This window comes from Peribacillus sp. NPDC058075 (assembly GCF_042885195.1).
Lineage (GTDB): Bacteria > Bacillota > Bacilli > Bacillales > DSM-1321 > Peribacillus.
Map to the genome: position 1 here is coordinate 2,833,908 of NZ_JBHVSL010000001.1, position 18,039 is coordinate 2,851,946.

The following is an 18,039-nucleotide window of genomic DNA, read 5'->3' on the forward strand; positions in this document are numbered from 1 at the left end:
AATGGTGGTTTTTGTTTTATCTTAAGATGACCGTGGATTGCCTTGAAAGAGGGTGTAGGGAAGCTTGAAACATCAAGCATACCCCATATACCCTAAATCATTCAGAAGGTCACAGTCAGCGATATTACTTAGTTATTTCAATCAATAAGTCTCCAGTACTTATCGCTTCTCCATCTTTTACATAAATATCTTTGATGGTCCCGGAGTATGGTGCTTGCACGGTAGTTTCCATTTTCATCGCTTCCGTAATGATTAGGTGATCACCCTGCTTGACCTGATCTCCTTTCTCGACCACTACACGAATAACCGTACCTGGCATTGTCGCACCGAGTTGTTCTTTATTTTTTGGATCAGCTTTTAGTTTTGAAACAACGGATGATTTAACGTTTTCATCCTTGATGATCACTTCACGTGATTGACCATTCAACTCAAAATACACGACCCGTGTTCCATCAGCCAATGGCTGACCGATTGAAACCAATTTTACGATAAGCGTTTTACCCTTTTCAATTTCAACTTCGATTTCTTCCCCTAGCCTCATGCCATATAAGAAAGTCGCGGTATCGAGGTTGGAAACATCTCCAAATAGCTCAATCGTTTTATTGTAGTCCAGGAATACTTTTGGATATAGGGCATATGCAAGCACATCGAAATCAGTGACTGTCCGTCCCAATTCCTTGAACAATTCTTCTTTAAGTGCTGCAAAGTCCACTTCTTCCAATAACTCACCCGGTCTTACCGTTATAGGTTTCTTCCCTTTCAGGATAACTTCCTGAAGCTCTTTAGGGAATCCCCCAACTGGCTGACCTAGATAGCCTTCGAATAACTCTATGACTGAATCAGGGAAATCGATGGATTTACCTTTTGTCAGAACATCCTCTTCAGACAGATTATTTTGTACCATGAATAAAGCCATGTCCCCAACAACTTTGGATGAAGGAGTCACTTTAACGATATCGCCGAACATTACATTGACGCGCTGATACATCTCTTTCACTTCATGCCAGCGGTCTCCCAGCCCAACTGCTTTGGCTTGCTGCTGCAGATTACTATATTGGCCGCCCGGCATTTCGTGTTTGTAAACCTCGGTATGAGGTGCATTCATTCCGCTTTCGAAGTCATGATAGAATTTCCTTACCTCACCCCAGTATTCTCCTAAACGCTCTAGTGATTCGACTTCCAACTTAGGCTGTCTGCTTGACCCCTCCAATGCATAATGAAGTGTTTGTACACTTGGCTGCGAAGTCAGTCCAGCTAAAGAACCAATCGCCGTATCAACAATATCCACACCGGCTTCAATCGCTTTAGAATACATGTAAATTCCATTTCCGCTTGTATCATGAGTATGCAGATGAATCGGAAGGGATGTCGATTCTTTCAGTTCCGAGACAAGGCGGTAAGCGGCATCCGGTTTCAAGAGGCCGGCCATATCCTTGATCGCTAAAATATGGGCACCGGCTTGTTCCAACTCCACCGCCATATTTTTATAGTATTCGATATTATACTTGCTGCGTGACGGATCATTCAAATCCCCTGTATAACAAATGGCAGCTTCCGCAATTTTGCCGGATTGACGGACTGCATCAATAGCCAATTCCATCCCTTTAACCCAGTTTAAACTATCGAAGATACGGAAAACATCAATGCCTGCATCCGCTGATTTCTCTACGAATTCACGAATGACATTATCAGGATAATTTTTATAACCAACTGCATTTGAAGCCCTTAAAAGCATTTGTAATAGGACATTCGGTGCTTTTTTCCTGAAACTTAACAGCCTGTCCCACGGATCTTCTTTCAAGAAACGATATGCGACATCGAAAGTTGCCCCGCCCCACATTTCCATTGAAAATAAATCAGGAAGCAGTTTTGCTGTAGGTTCTGCGATATCAAGGATATCTTTCGACCTAATTCTCGTCGCCAGTAAAGATTGATGTGCATCACGGAAAGTCGTATCGGTGATCAATACCTCTTTCTGTTCTTTGATCCAATTGACCAGTCCCTCTGCGCCTTGCTCTTCAAGTATATTTTTTGTACCTGAGATAAGCGGCAGGCCACCAACATTCGGAATTGGTGCTGGATCAAAAACAGGTTTTTTCTTTTTCTCGACTCCCGGGAATCCATTCACGGTCACATTTCCGATATATGAAAGCATTTTTGTCCCACGGTCTTTTCTAATTGGGAAGTCAAATAATTCCGGTGTTGAATCAATGAATGATGTATCATATTCCCCATTTATGAATTTTTCATGTTTAACAACGTTTTCAAGGAAGGGAATATTTGTTTTAATACCACGAATCCTGAATTCCTTAAGGTTACGAACCATTTTGGAAGCTGCCTGCTCAAATGAAAGTGCATGAGTAGAAAGTTTAACGAGAAGGGAATCATAATATGGTGTGATGACCGCACCTTGGAAGCCATTCCCTGCGTCAAGACGAACACCGAATCCCCCACCGGAACGATACACCATCATTTTCCCGGTATCAGGCATGAAATTATTCAATGGATCCTCGGTCGTCACCCTCGATTGAATCGCATACCCATGAGTTTTAATTCCTGCTTGTTCGGGAATCGCGATCTTTTTGCCATGGAGTTCATGCCCTTCAGCCACCATGATTTGAGATTGAACGATATCAATGCCGGTAATCATTTCAGTGATCGTATGCTCAACCTGTACCCGTGGATTGACTTCAATAAAGTAAAATTCGCCATTTGCGACAAGGAACTCGACCGTACCGGCGTTTACATAATCAATATTTTTAGCCAACTTGACGGCTGCTTCACAAATCCTTTCCCTTAAATCTTCGGAAAGGGAAACGGAAGGTGCCACTTCCACAACTTTTTGATGCCGTCTCTGAACGGAACAGTCACGCTCATATAAGTGGACAATATTCCCATGAGTATCAGCCAAAATCTGAACTTCGATATGCTTCGGATTTTGTATGAATCTCTCTACATAGACTTCATCATTGCCAAAAGCTGCTTTAGCTTCTGATTTTGCGCGATCATAAGCCTCTTCAACTTCTTCGATTTTTCCGACAATCCGCATTCCGCGTCCGCCGCCGCCTAAAGAGGCTTTTATAATAATTGGAAAACCATATTGTTCACCAAATTCCTTAACTTCTTCAACACTGGTCACCGGTCCATCGCTACCAGGGATAACCGGAATATCAGCCAGTTCAGCTTGTGTTCTGGCTTTCACTTTGTCACCAAACATATCTAGGTGTCTTGATTCTGGTCCGATGAAAATTATGCCCTCTTCCTCACAACGTTTCGCAAATTCAATATTTTCTGAAAGGAAACCATAACCGGGATGAATCGCATCGACTCCGCTCATTTTGGCAATCGCAATTATGCCTTCAATATCCAGGTATGCATCAATCGGCTTTTTGCCTTCCCCGACCAAATATGCCTCATCCGCTTTATATCTGTGATAAGAACCATAATCTTCCTTTGAATAGATTGCAACTGTGTGAATGTCTAATTCCGTACATGCACGAAAAATCCTTATCGCTATTTCCCCACGATTTGCCGCGAGTACTTTTTCTATACGTTTCGCCATTGCTACCACCCTAATCAATATGTATTTTTATTGAATATATAGAAAAAAAGCGTGAAAGATTTCCACCACTTTTTATTCATGAATTGATTTCCCAAATAAGGAGTCCAACCTGATTAAGCTCATTTTATCGCTGATGTAATTATTTCGATATATTTTATACTTTCGTTTTTTACATCCGATAAATACTAAAAAGAGCTCAACACCATTAGCTAAATAAAATTTAGCTATAATAATATATTATCAATTTGATTTAACATTCAATTAATATAACAATAATACTAAAATTAACTGAATACAATAAAAAAATAAAAAATTACATATATTCGTATAAAAAAACAAGGAATTAAATATGATTTCCCACCAAGACTCCAATGCCCCATTACAGGAACAGGTCCATAAATTCCTAATGGCAGAGCAAAAATCTAAAATAATAAAAAAACTCACATTGAGCTTCCGTAAAATCAATTAGTATGTCACTTTTAAATATAGTATAACACTTTTAATTAATTATGTACATAAATAAAAAACTCAAACAATCATCGAGATTTGTTTGAGTTAGTATGTTTTATCTATTATTTTTTTAATGATGCTTCATGCAAAACTGACAATTCCCGTTCAAGGGTTTCCAAAAGGGATTTACCCTCGGTTTCCACTATCAAACCTAAGCGTACGGCAAAATCAATTTCTCTTGATAGACCGAACATTTGTGTATCAAGGACCTCTTCATATAAAGGACATTGAGGCATAGTGAGATTTTCCATTTGAACTTTTATCAGTTTTAAAATCTTGTCAGCATCTGCTTTTAACAAAGCATAGGCTTTTTCTCGATGATTGACAAGCATATCAGATGCCATGTTAAATCCCCCCGCTCAGAGCGATTAAATCTTATCTCTAAATTCTACCTTTAGTTTTGTGAAAAAGCAAGGACATTGACAAACAATTTGCCATTGGGATATCACGATCACCTCTCAAATGAATATACCCAGCCATGAAAATTATTCACCATCGTGAAGATGTGACATTTCAATTATAATTGATTATAATCATTAAAGAGCAACAGAAAGGAATGAGATATTTGGAACCCATCGTATTTATAAATGGAAAAGTGAAATATCCAATTACGCTAGATCCCGGAGTATGGATTTTTGATGACCGTAAAGTTGAGGTAAATACATATTTCCACGCTGAAAGAGTCCAAGTCAATGAATTAGAAGAATATACGATTGCCGCCTCCAAACATTGGCAAAAAGAAATTCAGGAAGGCGCAATAATGCCACCCACATTAAAAACGGAACGAAAGTTCGAGAAGCAAAGATTGCTTGAAGGGACCTTCGGCATCCCTTTTGAACCTTTTTTAAAAAATGCCGAACCTGAAAATGGGGTAACTGAAGTCATCGTTACAACTGATGATGAGGAGCTTACATTCCCGTTGGAAACGGCACTTGGATTTTTCCTGGGCTTTTCCAAGGAAGGGAAGCCGCTTAAAATATCCGAGGGCGGTCCTTTGGAAATTTATTTCGGAGACGCTTCCAACATCAATGATCCGATAAAAAATGTACGGTCTTTCACTGTTAAATAAGACTTAGTCCATTCTCACCAAAAACTTTAGAGCAATCGGCAAGGGATATCCCTTGCCGATTGCATTATAAAAGCGTAGCTGCCAGCTGGGCCAATCCAGATCTTTCCCCTTTTATCAATTTAACATGGCCCGCAATACGCTCGGTCTTGAATTTTTCCACCACATAGGTCAAACCATTATTATACTCATCTAAATACGGATGATCTATTTGCTCCGGATCTCCCATCAATACAATCTTGCTTCGCTCCCCGACCCTCGTCAAAATGGTCTTGACCTCATGTTTCGTTAAGTTCTGTGCTTCATCGATGATGATGAACTGATCCGGGATGCTCCTTCCCCTGATATAGGTGAGGGCTTCCACTTCGATCGAACTCATGCCTGCTAAAATGGCATCCAATTCCCCAGGTTTTTTCGTATTGAACAAAAATTCGAGATTATCAAAAATAGGCTGCATCCATGGTCTTAATTTTTCTTCTTTTTCCCCTGGCAGATAACCAATATCTTTACCAACCGGAACAATCGGTCTGGCAACCAAAAGTTTCTTATATTGTGACAAATCTTCAGTTTGCATCAATCCTGTTGCCAATGCCAATAAAGTCTTACCTGTCCCAGCCTTACCAATGAGCGTCACAAGCTTGATATCCGAACGAAGCAACAAATCCAGGGCCATCGTCTGCTGGACATTTCTCGGTTTAATTCCCCAAATATGTTCCCCTTCATACATCAATTTCTTAACGACCCTGCAATTCTCATCCACAATCCCTATCGCAGAAGCTGAACTGCCCAGCGTGTCCTTCATCAACAGGAATTGATTTGGATAATATGAATCTTTTGTCAGTTCTTCCAGTGCCAGAAAACTTTTTTCATAAAACTTATTCAGATTATCAATCGATACAAACACTTCTTTATGCCCAGCGTAAATATGGTCCAGTTCTACGACACGGTCATTTAAAAAGTCCTCTGCCTCAAGTCCGATCGCATCAGCCTTAACCCTGACGAGAGTATCTTTACTAACCAAAATGACCGTTTTTCCAGCTTCCTTCGTCTCTTCTTCCAAAGATAAATTTTTTGCGACTGCCAATATCCTGTTATCATTCGTTTTCTCCACAAAAATTTCCTGAAGTTTATGAAATGAACGGTGATTGAGTTCAATCCTTATGCTGCCTCCATTATGAAGCGGAATGCTTTGATGCAGCTTCCCTTTTTCCCGAAAGCCATCGATCAATTTCGATACTTGCCTGGCATTCCTTCCGATTTCATCCATATACCTTTTTTTCGAATCCAATTCTTCTAATACGACTGCTGGAATGACCACTTCATTATCTTCGAATGAATAAATCGAATACGGATCCTGCAACAGGACATTCGTATCTAAAACATAGATTTTTTTCCCCAATATGACGCCTCCTGCCTGCTCTAAAGGATATGCCTTACCATTTACTACACTCAGCATTTATGTAGCGGACGAGACTGTTGATAAACTATATGTTCCTTTGCATAAAGATAGAAGAACATTTACAGACTATAAAGAAAACTTCCAGCAAAGAATGCAATCCCCAACATTGATTACACCATGTTTCACTGCATTTTATACTTATATGCATCAGACTTGGCAGTGATGGACAGGCTGGAACATAAAAAGAGCATAAGGAGGTTTCACATTGCAAAAAATCATATTGTCGCTCGCTGCGGTTCTGTTGATGTCAGGTTGCACAATGGATAATAAAAATGAAGTGTCTGAAAATAATGCGAAAAACAATTTAACGAAAGTCAATAATACGAACATTAAGGAAGCAGACAGAAAGACAGGTCAGCAAACAGCGGAAAGACTCACCGGTTTAGCTAAATCCATTCCGGAGGTGAACGATGCCACCGCAGTCGTACTTGGCAAATATGCCATCGTCGGAATAGATATTGACCAAGATATTGAGCGCTCACAGGTTGGAACGATAAAGTACTCCGTAGGAGAAACTTTAAAACATGATCCTGATGGCGCAAATGCCCTCATCGTCGCTGACCCGGATATAAATGAGCGGATCCGGGAGGTGGCCAGAGACATTAAAGACGGCAAACCAGTAACCGGGATCCTAAATGAACTGGCTGACATCACAAGTCGGGTCATTCCTGAGGTTCCTGGTGATATTTTAACCCCAACGCCGTCCAAGAACATTGAAAAGGAAAAAAATAAACTTGATGATGAAACGGAAAGAAAAGAACTCGATAAAGAGCAAAATGATCAATCCAATCACTTTAAAGAATGAATCTCCTAACCCGAAGTCAATCTTCGGGTTTTTATCTTTATCCGACATGAATCAAGTAACGTTAACGTTCATATGTTAGTTTCACATTATCCTCGTTTTACCATAAAAATATTGGTATACTTAAAAGCATATTCAAATTGAAGTGAGGTTCAACTAATATGAAGGTTAAATGTGTAATATGCGATCAAATTGAGTCTATACCTGATGATAGCCCGGAAGCTAAGAAACTTCGTAACCGCCCTATCCATACCTATATGTGCAATACATGCAACCAACGCATAGAAGAGCGTACGAACGAACGGATTGCAACCGGAAACTTCCGTCTGTACCGGACGATCAAAAATGAAGATGAATGGTAGAATATTTTATAAAGTTTGCCTGATTGGTCTCATAAATGGAGTCTTGCTTGGATTGATAATGAAGTGGGTAGAAATGTTTTCCGGCAAGCAAGTGTATAAGCTTTTATTGAATGTGGATTTCCTTCCTCTAATTGGATCTGTTTCCTGGAGTGAGGCATCATTGTTCTTTTTCCATCTCCTTTTTTCACTTGCCATAACGTTTAGTTACGCTTATGTTCTTCATCCTTTGAAAATTTTCAGGAAATGGAACAAATACGCACTTGCTTTTATCACGATCATTCCCGCCATCATGCTTTATTTCCCACTATCGGCGCTGTCGAAAACAGAGGTTGTCCTTCCTTCTGATTTGACAGCTTTCTTTTTGTGGACAATCTTACATCTTTTTTACGGGCTTTTCCTCCCTAAAGCCATATAAAAAAAGAACCGTGCGTAAAACGCACGGTTCTTTTTATCATTACTCGATATTTTTATACTTTTCTGGTTCTAACTGAATTTGGTCTAACATGATATCAATCAATTCAATCGGATACCGTTGCTTTTTCATTTCGTCTCCCATAAGGTACTCGACGAAATAAAATGGTTCTGTTTTTGTAACCGAATCGATTATCACCTGATGATCGTCTTTCAGCATCTGCATGAAAAACATTTCTGTTTCGCGTGCAGCAGTATCATCAGGCCTTGCATCACAGACAACTTTGATCGTCAACCAATTGTATAAAGCATCCTGTAATGATTTCATCATCTTAAGCCTGTTCTTCTTTTCTCGAATTATGAAGACGGATCCTATAAATCCCCAGAACAAGCGAAGCGATGACTAATGCTTCCCCCATAGGAAGAAACACAGCAAAGAAAGAAAGAAGGGTACATCCAAGTGCCATTACCACATAAATGACCACATTTTTCAGCAATGGTAACTTTTTGGCAAAACCCAACTGATAGACAAGGATGCATAATCCAAAGACCGTCAAATATAAATACCACATTCCTGCTTCAGGATTTTCATCCACTCTGTACAATGCTGCAAAAAATGATAATCGCTCTTGGATATCCAATCTTTTCTCCTCCTCTTGCTATTTATTTTTCTTCAACAGCAACTTTTTTTCTTTTAGCTGCTCTTTCACGCTCGTTTTTATCTAGAATTTTTTTACGAAGACGGATTGACTCCGGAGTTACTTCACAGTACTCGTCATCGTTCAAATATTCAAGGGCTTCTTCAAGGGACATGATTCTTGGTTTTTTCATGGAAGAAGTTTGGTCTTTATTTGCTGAACGCATATTTGTCATTTGTTTCGCTTTAACGATATTAACAGTCAAATCGCTATCACGGTTATGTTCCCCGACAATCATGCCTTCGTAAATATCCGTACCTGGCTCAACAAAAATAACACCGCGGTCTTCTACTTGCATAATACCATATTGTGTAGTTTTTCCTGATTCCATGGATACAAGTACACCTTGGCGTCTTCCGCCGACTTGACCTTGTGCCATTGGTTGGTAGCTGTCAAATGAATGGTTCATGATACCATATCCGCGTGTAATCGTTAAGAACTCCGTTGAATAGCCAATAAGTCCGCGAGCTGGAATCGTGAACAGTAAACGAACTTGACCGCTTCCGCTGTTGATCATATCCAATAATTCACCTTTACGGGCTCCCATTGATTCCATGATCGAACCAGTATGCTCCTCAGGTACGTCGATTTGTACACGTTCAACCGGCTCACAACGAACACCATCAATCAAACGAACGATAACTTCAGGTTTAGAAACTTGCAGTTCATAACCTTCACGTCTCATGTTTTCGATCAGGATGGAAAGGTGAAGCTCCCCACGACCTGAAACTATCCAGACATCCGGAGAATCAGTATTTTCGACTCTTAAGCTGACATCAGTCTGCAATTGGTTTCTCAAACGCTCTTCGATTTTACGAGCTGTTACGAATTTACCTTCACGGCCTGCGAATGGGCTGTTATTTACAAGGAAAGTCATCTGTAATGTTGGCTCGTCAATACGCAGGATAGGTAGAGCTTCAGGATGTTCAGTCGGACAAACTGTTTCCCCTACGTTAATATCCTCCATACCAGAAACGGCAATTAAATCACCGGCAACGGCTTCTTGGATTTCAACTTTCTTCAAGCCGATATAACCAAAGATTTTCGTTACACGGAATTGTTTAACCTTCCCATCAAGTTTCATTAATGAAACCTGTTGACCTACATGCATTTTACCGCGGAATACACGGCCAACGCCAATACGTCCTACATAATCGTTATAGTCAAGTAAAGCCACTTGGAATTGAAGCGGTTCATCTGAGTTATCAATTGGTGCAGGGATCGTTTCAACGATTGTTTCGAAAAGTGGGGTCATATCTTCTTCTTGTTTAGAAGGATCTGAATCCAAGCTTGCAGTACCAGCAATACCTGAAGTGAAGACAACTGGGAAGTCTAATTGTTCTTCTTCAGCTCCTAGTTCGATGAATAAGTCAATTACTTCATCGACCACTTCATTTGGACGTGCAGAATCTTTATCGATTTTGTTCACGACAACGATTGGCGTGATCTTTTGTTCCAATGCTTTTTTCAACACGAAGCGAGTTTGCGGCATACAGCCTTCATATGCATCAACAACAAGAAGAACGCCATCAACCATTTTCATGATTCGTTCCACTTCACCACCAAAGTCGGCATGACCAGGTGTATCCAAAATATTGATCCTTGTATCTTGGTATTGAACTGCTGTATTTTTCGCAAGAATCGTAATTCCGCGTTCTTTTTCAATCGCATTAGAATCCATCGCACGTTCTTCCACATGTTCATTTTCACGGAAAGTACCAGATTGCTTAAGCAACTGATCCACTAACGTTGTTTTACCATGGTCAACGTGGGCAATGATGGCTATATTACGAATATTTTCTCTTAATTTCAAAAAATTCACTCCTAAAAAAGTTTGTGTATAACGTATCACTAGTATTAACTTACATATTATATCACAAACATACTAGAAACAAATACAGAAATTATGTACAATAGATATATTAGGGGTGATATTAATGAACATTAAATGGAATTTCTTAATATTAGCGGTATTGGCAACATCCAGCATTGGCTCCATTGGCATCTTCATTGCTGAAAAAAGCTGGATTGGAATATTGGCTGCAATCGTTATTCTTTGCGGTGTCATGGGTTTCGGTTTTACTCAGAAGAAGAAATTACGCGAAGCCGGGAAGTTATAATATAAAAAACTCGCTGACTGACAGCGAGTTTTTTTTGTTAATTATTTCCACCCATGCAAAATATTTATCCTGCTTGCAAAAAGCTCCTGATGCTAACGGCTGGAGTTTCCTGATAAGTATTTATCGAATACTTCTTTGTGAAGCCCGGGTTTAGATACGAAAAGCGAGTCTTCTTCCAAATAATTCAATTTGTCACCTTTAATATTACTTACTTCCCCGCCCACTTCCTCAACCAGTAAAACTCCCCCGGCAAAATCCCAAGGCATGAGTCTCATGGTTATGTATGCATCAATCCTTCCAGCTGCCACGAATGCCAGCTCCAATGCTGCCGAGCCATAAGAACGTGTCCCTCTTGCATCCCGAACCAGCGGTGCCAGAAGACTCGGGTCAATCCTCCGGTTTTCCGTTACCCAGCTAGCATTAATGGAAATGATCGCTTTGCTCACTGATGCCTCTTCAAGCGATGGAAGCCTTTGATCATTCAAAAATGCTCCCTGCCCCTTGACCGCATGATATAATTCATCACTGAAGACATCATAAACCATGCCGATCTTTCCAATGCCATCCACAAAAACCCCAAGAGAAATTGCAAAATTCCTCTGTTGATGAATGAAATTCAGCGTTCCATCAATAGGATCGATTATCCACACCGTACCTTTTAAGTCTTTAATATCATGACCCATTCCCTCTTCGCCAAAAATGCGGTGTTCAGGAAAGACTTCGCCGATTTTTTCGCAAAAAAACTTTTCTATCCCCTTATCCATATTAGTGACCAAATCATTCGGATTCGTTTTCATTTCAATATTCAACTTGGTTTTAAAGGACGCCCTTAGCCTAGTACCCGCTTCTTTCATCCATAACTTCGCATATGTATCCATTTCCTTGACCGATGCCATTATAATATCCCCGTCCTTTATGATCAGAAACTACATTAAAATGATCCACTTCTAAAGATTAAAGCAAATATAGCTTGCCTTCAAGTTTTTAACATCTTAAATTTTCCATTTTTTTAAACATATGAGGAAAGAAGGTTCCTTGACCATCCATCCATTAATCGGTTTCGCAATATGAGTTAGTCCGCACAAATGCTTTTCAGACCACTTTGACTTAACGTTTCCCTTCCTTATTAAATGGTACCGAACCAAAATAAAATATCACCTTATATATATTGGACATTTAATGAAAAACGGACACATTATTTTTAATAAAATAATGTGTCCGTTCATCTATAATAAAATTCCTTGTATTGAAATTGATTCATTTCCTTTATTCATTCTCCTTCAAGATCTCTGCAGCCAAACATTACAAGGCTTTCAGTTTTAACAATTCCAAGCGGATGCGTTCTAGCCTTTGCTTGCATTTTGACCTCTTTTGGTCATTCTCTTCACCAATTGCTTCAAAAAGGGTTGCTAATTCATAGTCCATTTCCATTCTCAACACTGCAGCTCTATGTCTTTCAACTTCTTTAGCTTTTAATGCTTGGTTCATGACTTGTTTCATAATTAACATTCTCCCTTCACCAATTAACGTAATTTTCTGAATTTATATTATCATATGATTTCCTACAACAAATAGCAACTAATTTGTGCTTTAACTTATAAGTAAATTTACATCGCCAACTCAAATCGTATTTTTTAAATTTTACTTTTACTTATGCTACAATATGTGCAGATATTACGGTAGGAGAGATGAAAATGAATATAGCAAGTTTTACAGCAAGTGATTTTGATGTTTTTAAAATTGATGGATTGGAACCCCGCATGGATGCTTTAAAAGAACGGATCCAGCCCAAATTACTAGCCCTGGGAGATCACTTTTCTCAAAAACTGTCAGTTATGACCGGCGATGAAATGTACCCTCACGTCGCAAAGCATGCTAGACGGACAGTGAATCCTCCTAATGATACATGGGTTGCTTTCGCTGCCAACAGCAGAGGTTATAAAATGATGCCGCATTTCCAAATCGGGTTATGGGAAACGCATATGTTCATCTGGTATGCCGTCATTTATGAATCCCCTAATAAACCGGAAATCGGAAAGCATCTGGAGCAGCAGGCAGACCGATTGGTGAATAGCATTCCCTCCCATTATGTTTGGTCAATGGACCATACAAAACCTGATGTCATCCCTCATGAAGGTCTTGGAGTAGATGATTTGAATTCAATGTTCACTCGTTTGCAAACGGTAAAGAAAGCCGAAATTCTATGCGGAATAAAAATTTCCCGTGATGACGCCATTAAGTTAAAAGATGATGATTTCATTCAAACCATTCAAGATGCGTTTGAACATCTTTTACCCTTATATCAATTAAATTAAACACATTTGATTTGTATTCGGATCCAACAAGAAACTGGTTAAGATAAAAGGAGAGCCATAAGGCTCTCCTTAGACTGTAGACAAACTCGATCATTATAGAGTTTGTCTACAGTTTTTTTACGCTTTTAAAATTTGACCGTTGCCTCCAGATACTCGCTTTCCGCGGGCGGTCTTTCGCCTGCAGGGTCTGCCTTGGACACGCTTTTATAAGAGGAGACTCAGAAGACCCGCCCCAATCCACTTTGTTTTAGGATAGAACTCTTTTGCCTACAAACTGAGGGGTGCCTGGGAGTCTCTCCAGTCCTATTTTTGCACTACCCCTTTACTTGCTTGTATCAAGTCACTAATTTGATCTTCCTTACCTGTCTCGAAGCAATCGATGATCTTGCTGCCGACTATGACACCATCGCAGTATTGTATGGCATCACGGACATGATCTGGCGTCGATATGCCGAATCCAGCAAGAACGGGAACCGGACTTATCTCTTTTACCTTCTTTAAATAGCCTCCAAGTTCTTCTCCAAAGGTGTCACGGGCACCTGTAATGCCTTTGACTGTAACTGCGTAAATAAAGCCCTCAGCCCCTGCGGTAATCTCAGTGATACGCTCTTTCGATGATGTGAGTGTCACAAGTCGGATAAGAACGATTCCTGCAGTTTTGATTGATGAAAAGATGGCTTCTTCTTCAATCGGTAAATCGGGGATGATGCACCCCGAAATCCCTGCATTGAGACAGTCATTCGTAAACTCTTTAAGTCCATACGCCAGGATTGAATTCGTATATCCCATTAAAATAATTGGGATGGTCACATCATTTTTGATTTCCATTACTTTTTTCAGGACATCTTTTAAAGTGGTTCCATTTTCCAAAGAACGGATGCCAGCTTGTTGGATAACCGGTCCATCTGCGACAGGGTCAGAGAATGGGATACCTAGTTCAACGGCAGTCGCCCCGCTGTTTTCAAGGAAAAGAAGCTGGCTCTTTAACCGCTCAAGACCTCCATCGCCTGCCATAATATATGGGATGAATGCTTTTTCCTGTTTTGTTTTACATTCTTGAAGCGCGTTTGTTAATTTATTCATGTTCACTACCCCCTATCAACGATTGGACCGTTTCAACATCCTTATCACCACGGCCGGACAGGCAAATTACCAGTCCTGTTCCTTTCTCCATTTCTTTAGCAAGCTTTAAACCGTAGGAAATCGCATGTGAACTTTCTAAAGCAGGGATGATCCCTTCCTCCCTTGAAAGCAACGTTAGAGCTTCTAAGGCTTCCGCATCGGTTACGGAAGTATATTCCACCCGATTTGTATCTTTTAAGTAACTATGTTCAGGCCCTACCCCTGGATAATCCAGACCTGCTGAAATTGAATGTGCCTCTTGGATCTGACCGTCCTCGTTCTGCAATACGTACATGAATGCCCCGTGGAGCACCCCAGGTTTCCCCTTCGTCAAACTTGAAGCATGCAATGGCGTTTCAAGTCCATGCCCTGCCGCTTCCACTCCGTATAATTTTACCGTTTCATCTTCAATGAAGGGATAAAACATTCCCATCGCATTACTTCCTCCGCCTATGCAAGCGACTACTGCATCCGGTAGGGAATGAGCCGCCTCCGAATATTGTCGCTTTGTTTCATTCCCTATTACACTTTGAAAATCACGAACAATAACGGGGAATGGATGCGGTCCAAGAACCGATCCCATTATATAATGGGTGTCATCCACATTCGCCACCCAATATCGTAACGCCTCATTCACTGCATCCTTCAGTGTCCCGCTTCCTTGTGATACAGATATGACCTTGGCTCCCAAGAGCTCCATCCTGAATACATTTAATTTCTGTCTCCTGATATCTTCTTCTCCCATAAAGATGATGCATTCCAACTTCAGCAATGCACAAACAGTCGCCGTTGCTACACCATGCTGTCCTGCACCCGTTTCGGCAATCACCTTTTTCTTGCCCATTTTCTGAGTCAGCAAAGCCTGACCAATCGTATTATTTATTTTGTGGGCCCCGGTATGATTCAAGTCTTCGCGCTTCAGGTAAATATTTGCACCACCAGCCAGTCTCGTTAAGTTCTCCGCAAAATAAAGTGGTGTTTCCCGACCGATATATTGTTTCAGGTAATAGCTTAGCTGACTTTGGAATTCAGGATCATTTTTAGATTGTTCATATACTTCTTCAAGCTCCGTAATCGCCGCCATTAAAGTTTCTGGAACGAAACGGCCTCCATATGCTCCAAAATGTCCAGTTTTATCAGGCTGTGTATAAGTTTTCATCTATTCATTCCTCTTTTCCGGCTGTATACTTTGCCTCATTAATAAATGCTTTTATTTTTGCTCCGTCTTTTAATCCGTTTGTTTCAACACCACTGGCTACGTCAACTGCGAACGGTGAAACGGCATCAATCGCTTTTCCGACATTTTCGGGAGTCAGCCCACCCGCTAGAATCACCTTTCCCAGTGGCAGATCCGCTTTTCGGATCATATCCCAATCCAAAGTCAATCCCTTTCCAGATGAACTCTTAGGAAGGTCAACCAATAGAAAATCTGCTGGGTATTCATGAAGGTTTTCAAGGTCTTGTTCTGAATTGACCGCAAAGGCCTTGATCACCGGTAAGGGCATTCTGCGGGCGAAGCCGGCAGACTCGTTACCATGAAGCTGAATATAATCCAATCCTGCAATTTCCGCACTTTTTATCACTTCTTGTTCAGTTTGATTGGCAAAAACTCCGACTTTTTTAACATGTCCAGCTAGATTGGCTCCGAATTCTCCCACTATCTCTGGCTCAACCTTTCTGCTGCTCTCGGCAAAGATGAAACCAATGAAGTCTGCCCCTGATTCAACAGCAGTCTGAGCGGCAGCCAATGTCTTTATCCCACAGATTTTCACTAACATATTAATCTCCTCATATACTCATTTGCAGTTCGGCCATCGTGTGCGGAAGATTTGATGCAGTCATCAGCGTCTCCCCGACTAAAATCGCTTTTGCACCAGCTTCCTTCACACGCATCACGTCCTCTTTTGTCTTGATGCCACTTTCACTGATAATGATATGACGTGCCGGATCAAGTAACTTCGCCAGTCGTTCCGTTACAGCCAAATCCACTTTGAAGGTCTTTAAATTCCGATTGTTAATCCCTATGAGCTCTGCATTCAGCTCGAGAGCCAGTTTTAGTTCAGCTTCATCATGGACTTCCGTCAATACTTCAAGCCCTTTCTTTTTTGCATATTGATATAATTCATGAAGTCGTTCTTTAGAAAGTGCTGCCACAATCAATAGAATGATAGTTGCACCAGCTTGATGGGCGCGATCGATTTGGATTTCATCGATGATGAAATCTTTGCACAGCCTGGGAATCCGTATAGCCTCGCTTACGTTTCTCAAATCTGCAATTGATCCTTTAAAGAAAGCCTCATCCGTCAATACGGATATCGCTGCCGCTCCGCCGCTTTCATATGAAAGTGCCTGCTCGATCGGATTAACATTGATTTTTATGTCCCCTTTTGAAGGTGAAGCCCGTTTTATTTCCGCGATAACAGCCATCGATTTCGCCGTTTTCAAATTATCCACCAAAGATGGTCTGACTATGTTGACCATGACCGAATCACCTAAGCCCCTTTCTTTTAATTTGGCGACTTCCACCTTTTTCTGTTCGATGATTTTCGTTAAAATATTTTCCATTACATGACCACCTTATTTCTATTGCCATAAGCAATCAGATTTTCTAACTTTGCAAGAGCCGATCCGCTATCAAGGCTTTCCTTGGCCATGGAGATTCCTTTTTTGATTGTTGCTGCCGTTCCATGTGCGTATAATCCCAATCCAGCATTCAATAAAACGGTATCACGATAGGCCCCTTTTTCCCCCTTGAGAAGCCTAAGCATGATATCGGCATTTTGTTTGGCATCACCGCCGCGGATGGCATCATTTCCGTAAACCGGCAGATCCACTTCTTCAGGATGGAGCGTAAATGGGATAATATCTCCCTGCTCCAATAGCACGAGTGAATTTTCCCCCTGTAGACTCGCTTCATCCATGAATCCGGCACCATTTATGACGACCGCGCGTTTCCTGCCTAATTTATGCAGGACTTCCGCAAAAATCTCGAGCATATCGCGTCGATTGATTCCCATTAATTGCGTATCTAGTTGGACTGGATTTGTCAAAGGTCCGATGAGATTAAATATCGTCGGGATTTTCAGTTCTTTTCTCACTTTCATTATCCGTGCAATATTAGGGTGGACCGATGGGGCAAATAAGAATGCAATCCCATTTACCTCCAACAGTTCTTTTAACATTTCAGGCTCCAAGTACAAATTAACACCTAGCTCTTCCAATACATCCGCACTGCCCGTTTTGCTTGAAATGCTACGGTTTCCATGTTTGGCAACCTTGACACCGGCACCAGCCAGGACGAACGCCGATGCTGTACTTATATTGAAGCTTTGTGACCCATCTCCCCCCGTTCCGCAATTATCCATTACATTAAGGGAGCTTGTTTGTACATTTCTTGCTTCTTTTCTCATGACCCTGACAAGGCTCGCTATTTCACCTGCCGTTTCCCCTTTGGATTTTAGGGCAATGATGAATGCTGCTATTTCGCTTTCGGTGATATCTTTAGAAAATAACGATTGGGCTGCTCTGCTCATCTCTTCTTCCGTCAATGTTTGACGCTCTGCTAACTTCGCTAAATATTCCTTCACCTCTAACTCCCCCAGACGTTTTTTG

19 protein-coding genes are annotated in these 18,039 nt (G+C 40.8%); 6 read left to right on the plus strand and 13 right to left on the minus strand.

What is annotated here, in order from left to right:
* Nucleotides 1-124: 124 nt before the first annotated feature.
* A complete protein-coding gene (pyc, locus tag ACFVS1_RS14035) occupies nucleotides 125-3,562 on the minus strand; it encodes a pyruvate carboxylase (RefSeq protein ID WP_387548180.1) in 3,438 nt (1,145 codons plus the stop codon).
* Between the two features lie 572 nt (nucleotides 3,563-4,134).
* Entirely contained in the window at nucleotides 4,135-4,416 is a 282-nt protein-coding gene (locus tag ACFVS1_RS14040) for an Fpa/YlaN family protein (protein WP_387548183.1), read from the minus strand.
* Nucleotides 4,417-4,637: 221 nt separating this feature from the next.
* Between ACFVS1_RS14040 and ACFVS1_RS14045 the strand changes: the two genes are divergently transcribed.
* On the plus strand, nucleotides 4,638-5,141 hold the full coding sequence (locus ACFVS1_RS14045; protein WP_352921612.1) for a peptidyl-prolyl cis-trans isomerase: 504 nt from the start codon (nucleotides 4,638-4,640) through the stop codon (nucleotides 5,139-5,141).
* A gap of 64 nt (nucleotides 5,142-5,205) precedes the next feature.
* Here ACFVS1_RS14045 and ACFVS1_RS14050 read toward each other — a convergent pair whose 3' ends face one another.
* Nucleotides 5,206-6,537 (minus strand): PhoH family protein, encoded by a 1,332-nt coding sequence (locus ACFVS1_RS14050; protein ID WP_241590414.1) that lies wholly within the window; start codon nucleotides 6,535-6,537, stop codon nucleotides 5,206-5,208.
* A 265-nt stretch (nucleotides 6,538-6,802) separates the two neighbouring features.
* On the opposite strand from ACFVS1_RS14050, the gene ACFVS1_RS14055 reads away from it, so the two are divergent.
* The 3 genes from ACFVS1_RS14055 (at nucleotide 6,803) to ACFVS1_RS14065 (ending at nucleotide 8,176) form a co-directional block, all read left to right on the plus strand.
* The gene (locus tag ACFVS1_RS14055) at nucleotides 6,803-7,402 is read left to right on the plus strand and encodes a YhcN/YlaJ family sporulation lipoprotein (protein ID WP_387548187.1); all 600 of its coding nucleotides are present in this window, start codon (nucleotides 6,803-6,805) and stop codon (nucleotides 7,400-7,402) included.
* Nucleotides 7,403-7,560: 158 nt separating this feature from the next.
* On the plus strand, nucleotides 7,561-7,761 hold the full coding sequence (locus ACFVS1_RS14060) for a YlaI family protein (RefSeq protein ID WP_072272690.1): 201 nt from the start codon (nucleotides 7,561-7,563) through the stop codon (nucleotides 7,759-7,761).
* Nucleotides 7,745-8,176: a hypothetical protein gene (locus ACFVS1_RS14065; RefSeq protein WP_387548190.1), complete on the plus strand. Its 432-nt coding sequence runs from the start codon at nucleotides 7,745-7,747 to the stop codon at nucleotides 8,174-8,176. The genes ACFVS1_RS14060 and ACFVS1_RS14065 overlap by 17 nt, the downstream gene beginning before the upstream one ends.
* A 39-nt stretch (nucleotides 8,177-8,215) precedes the next feature.
* Here the strand turns inward: ACFVS1_RS14065 and ACFVS1_RS14070 are convergent, their stop codons facing one another.
* Genes ACFVS1_RS14070 through typA form a run of 3 tightly spaced genes read right to left on the minus strand, consistent with a single transcriptional unit; the run spans nucleotide 8,216 to nucleotide 10,683 of the window.
* A complete protein-coding gene (locus ACFVS1_RS14070; RefSeq protein WP_241590417.1) occupies nucleotides 8,216-8,500 on the minus strand; it encodes a hypothetical protein in 285 nt (94 codons plus the stop codon).
* A 4-nt stretch (nucleotides 8,501-8,504) separates the two neighbouring features.
* Nucleotides 8,505-8,813 carry a YlaH-like family protein gene (locus ACFVS1_RS14075; protein WP_034314008.1) on the minus strand — a complete coding sequence of 103 codons (309 nt, stop codon included), beginning with the start codon at nucleotides 8,811-8,813 and terminating at the stop codon, nucleotides 8,505-8,507.
* Nucleotides 8,814-8,835: 22 nt separating this feature from the next.
* Nucleotides 8,836-10,683 carry a translational GTPase TypA gene (typA, locus tag ACFVS1_RS14080; protein WP_352921617.1) on the minus strand — a complete coding sequence of 616 codons (1,848 nt, stop codon included), beginning with the start codon at nucleotides 10,681-10,683 and terminating at the stop codon, nucleotides 8,836-8,838.
* A 124-nt stretch (nucleotides 10,684-10,807) separates the two neighbouring features.
* Between typA and ACFVS1_RS14085 the strand changes: the two genes are divergently transcribed.
* Nucleotides 10,808-10,990: a YlaF family protein gene (locus ACFVS1_RS14085; RefSeq protein ID WP_352921619.1), complete on the plus strand. Its 183-nt coding sequence runs from the start codon at nucleotides 10,808-10,810 to the stop codon at nucleotides 10,988-10,990.
* 92 nt (nucleotides 10,991-11,082) lie between these two features.
* Here ACFVS1_RS14085 and ACFVS1_RS14090 read toward each other — a convergent pair whose 3' ends face one another.
* The gene (locus tag ACFVS1_RS14090) at nucleotides 11,083-11,886 is read right to left on the minus strand and encodes an inositol monophosphatase family protein (protein WP_352921621.1); all 804 of its coding nucleotides are present in this window, start codon (nucleotides 11,884-11,886) and stop codon (nucleotides 11,083-11,085) included.
* A 406-nt stretch (nucleotides 11,887-12,292) separates the two neighbouring features.
* A complete protein-coding gene (locus ACFVS1_RS14095) occupies nucleotides 12,293-12,490 on the minus strand; it encodes a hypothetical protein (RefSeq protein WP_352921623.1) in 198 nt (65 codons plus the stop codon).
* Nucleotides 12,491-12,684: 194 nt separating this feature from the next.
* On the opposite strand from ACFVS1_RS14095, the gene ACFVS1_RS14100 reads away from it, so the two are divergent.
* Complete coding sequence (locus ACFVS1_RS14100; protein ID WP_352921624.1) at nucleotides 12,685-13,305, plus strand: YktB family protein; 621 nt, start codon at nucleotides 12,685-12,687, stop codon at nucleotides 13,303-13,305.
* A 303-nt stretch (nucleotides 13,306-13,608) separates the two neighbouring features.
* Here ACFVS1_RS14100 and trpA read toward each other — a convergent pair whose 3' ends face one another.
* Genes trpA through trpD form a run of 5 tightly spaced genes read right to left on the minus strand, consistent with a single transcriptional unit; the run spans nucleotide 13,609 to nucleotide 18,014 of the window.
* Entirely contained in the window at nucleotides 13,609-14,388 is a 780-nt protein-coding gene (gene trpA / locus ACFVS1_RS14105) for a tryptophan synthase subunit alpha (RefSeq protein WP_387548196.1), read from the minus strand.
* Entirely contained in the window at nucleotides 14,381-15,586 is a 1,206-nt protein-coding gene (gene trpB / locus ACFVS1_RS14110) for a tryptophan synthase subunit beta (protein ID WP_387548199.1), read from the minus strand. The genes trpA and trpB overlap by 8 nt, the downstream gene beginning before the upstream one ends.
* A gap of 4 nt (nucleotides 15,587-15,590) precedes the next feature.
* Nucleotides 15,591-16,205: a phosphoribosylanthranilate isomerase gene (locus ACFVS1_RS14115; RefSeq protein WP_352921630.1), complete on the minus strand. Its 615-nt coding sequence runs from the start codon at nucleotides 16,203-16,205 to the stop codon at nucleotides 15,591-15,593.
* A 10-nt stretch (nucleotides 16,206-16,215) separates the two neighbouring features.
* Nucleotides 16,216-16,992, minus strand: coding sequence for an indole-3-glycerol phosphate synthase TrpC (gene trpC, locus ACFVS1_RS14120; RefSeq protein ID WP_387548202.1), 777 nt, complete (start codon nucleotides 16,990-16,992; stop codon nucleotides 16,216-16,218).
* On the minus strand, nucleotides 16,992-18,014 hold the full coding sequence (gene trpD / locus ACFVS1_RS14125) for an anthranilate phosphoribosyltransferase (RefSeq protein ID WP_387548205.1): 1,023 nt from the start codon (nucleotides 18,012-18,014) through the stop codon (nucleotides 16,992-16,994). Before trpD ends, trpC begins: the two co-directional genes overlap by 1 nt.
* Between the last annotated feature and the right edge of the window lie 25 nt (nucleotides 18,015-18,039).

Bases quoted from the DNA above. Each gene is read 5' to 3' on its own strand.
- ACFVS1_RS14100 (WP_352921624.1), top strand. From the start codon at position 12,685: ATGAATATAGCAAGTTTTACAGCAAGTGATTTTGATGTTTTTAAAATT.
- ACFVS1_RS14060 (WP_072272690.1), top strand. From the start codon at position 7,561: ATGAAGGTTAAATGTGTAATATGCGATCAAATTGAGTCTATACCTGAT.
- trpC (WP_387548202.1), bottom strand. From the start codon at position 16,992: ATGGAAAATATTTTAACGAAAATCATCGAACAGAAAAAGGTGGAAGTC.
- ACFVS1_RS14090 (WP_352921621.1), bottom strand. From the start codon at position 11,886: ATGGCATCGGTCAAGGAAATGGATACATATGCGAAGTTATGGATGAAA.
- trpB (WP_387548199.1), bottom strand. From the start codon at position 15,586: ATGAAAACTTATACACAGCCTGATAAAACTGGACATTTTGGAGCATAT.
- ACFVS1_RS14070 (WP_241590417.1), bottom strand. From the start codon at position 8,500: ATGAAATCATTACAGGATGCTTTATACAATTGGTTGACGATCAAAGTT.
- ACFVS1_RS14095 (WP_352921623.1), bottom strand. From the start codon at position 12,490: ATGAAACAAGTCATGAACCAAGCATTAAAAGCTAAAGAAGTTGAAAGA.
- ACFVS1_RS14085 (WP_352921619.1), top strand. From the start codon at position 10,808: ATGAACATTAAATGGAATTTCTTAATATTAGCGGTATTGGCAACATCC.
- pyc (WP_387548180.1), bottom strand. From the start codon at position 3,562: ATGGCGAAACGTATAGAAAAAGTACTCGCGGCAAATCGTGGGGAAATA.
- ACFVS1_RS14115 (WP_352921630.1), bottom strand. From the start codon at position 16,205: ATGTTAGTGAAAATCTGTGGGATAAAGACATTGGCTGCCGCTCAGACT.
- ACFVS1_RS14040 (WP_387548183.1), bottom strand. From the start codon at position 4,416: ATGGCATCTGATATGCTTGTCAATCATCGAGAAAAAGCCTATGCTTTG.
- trpA (WP_387548196.1), bottom strand. From the start codon at position 14,388: ATGAATAAATTAACAAACGCGCTTCAAGAATGTAAAACAAAACAGGAA.
- ACFVS1_RS14065 (WP_387548190.1), top strand. From the start codon at position 7,745: ATGAAGATGAATGGTAGAATATTTTATAAAGTTTGCCTGATTGGTCTC.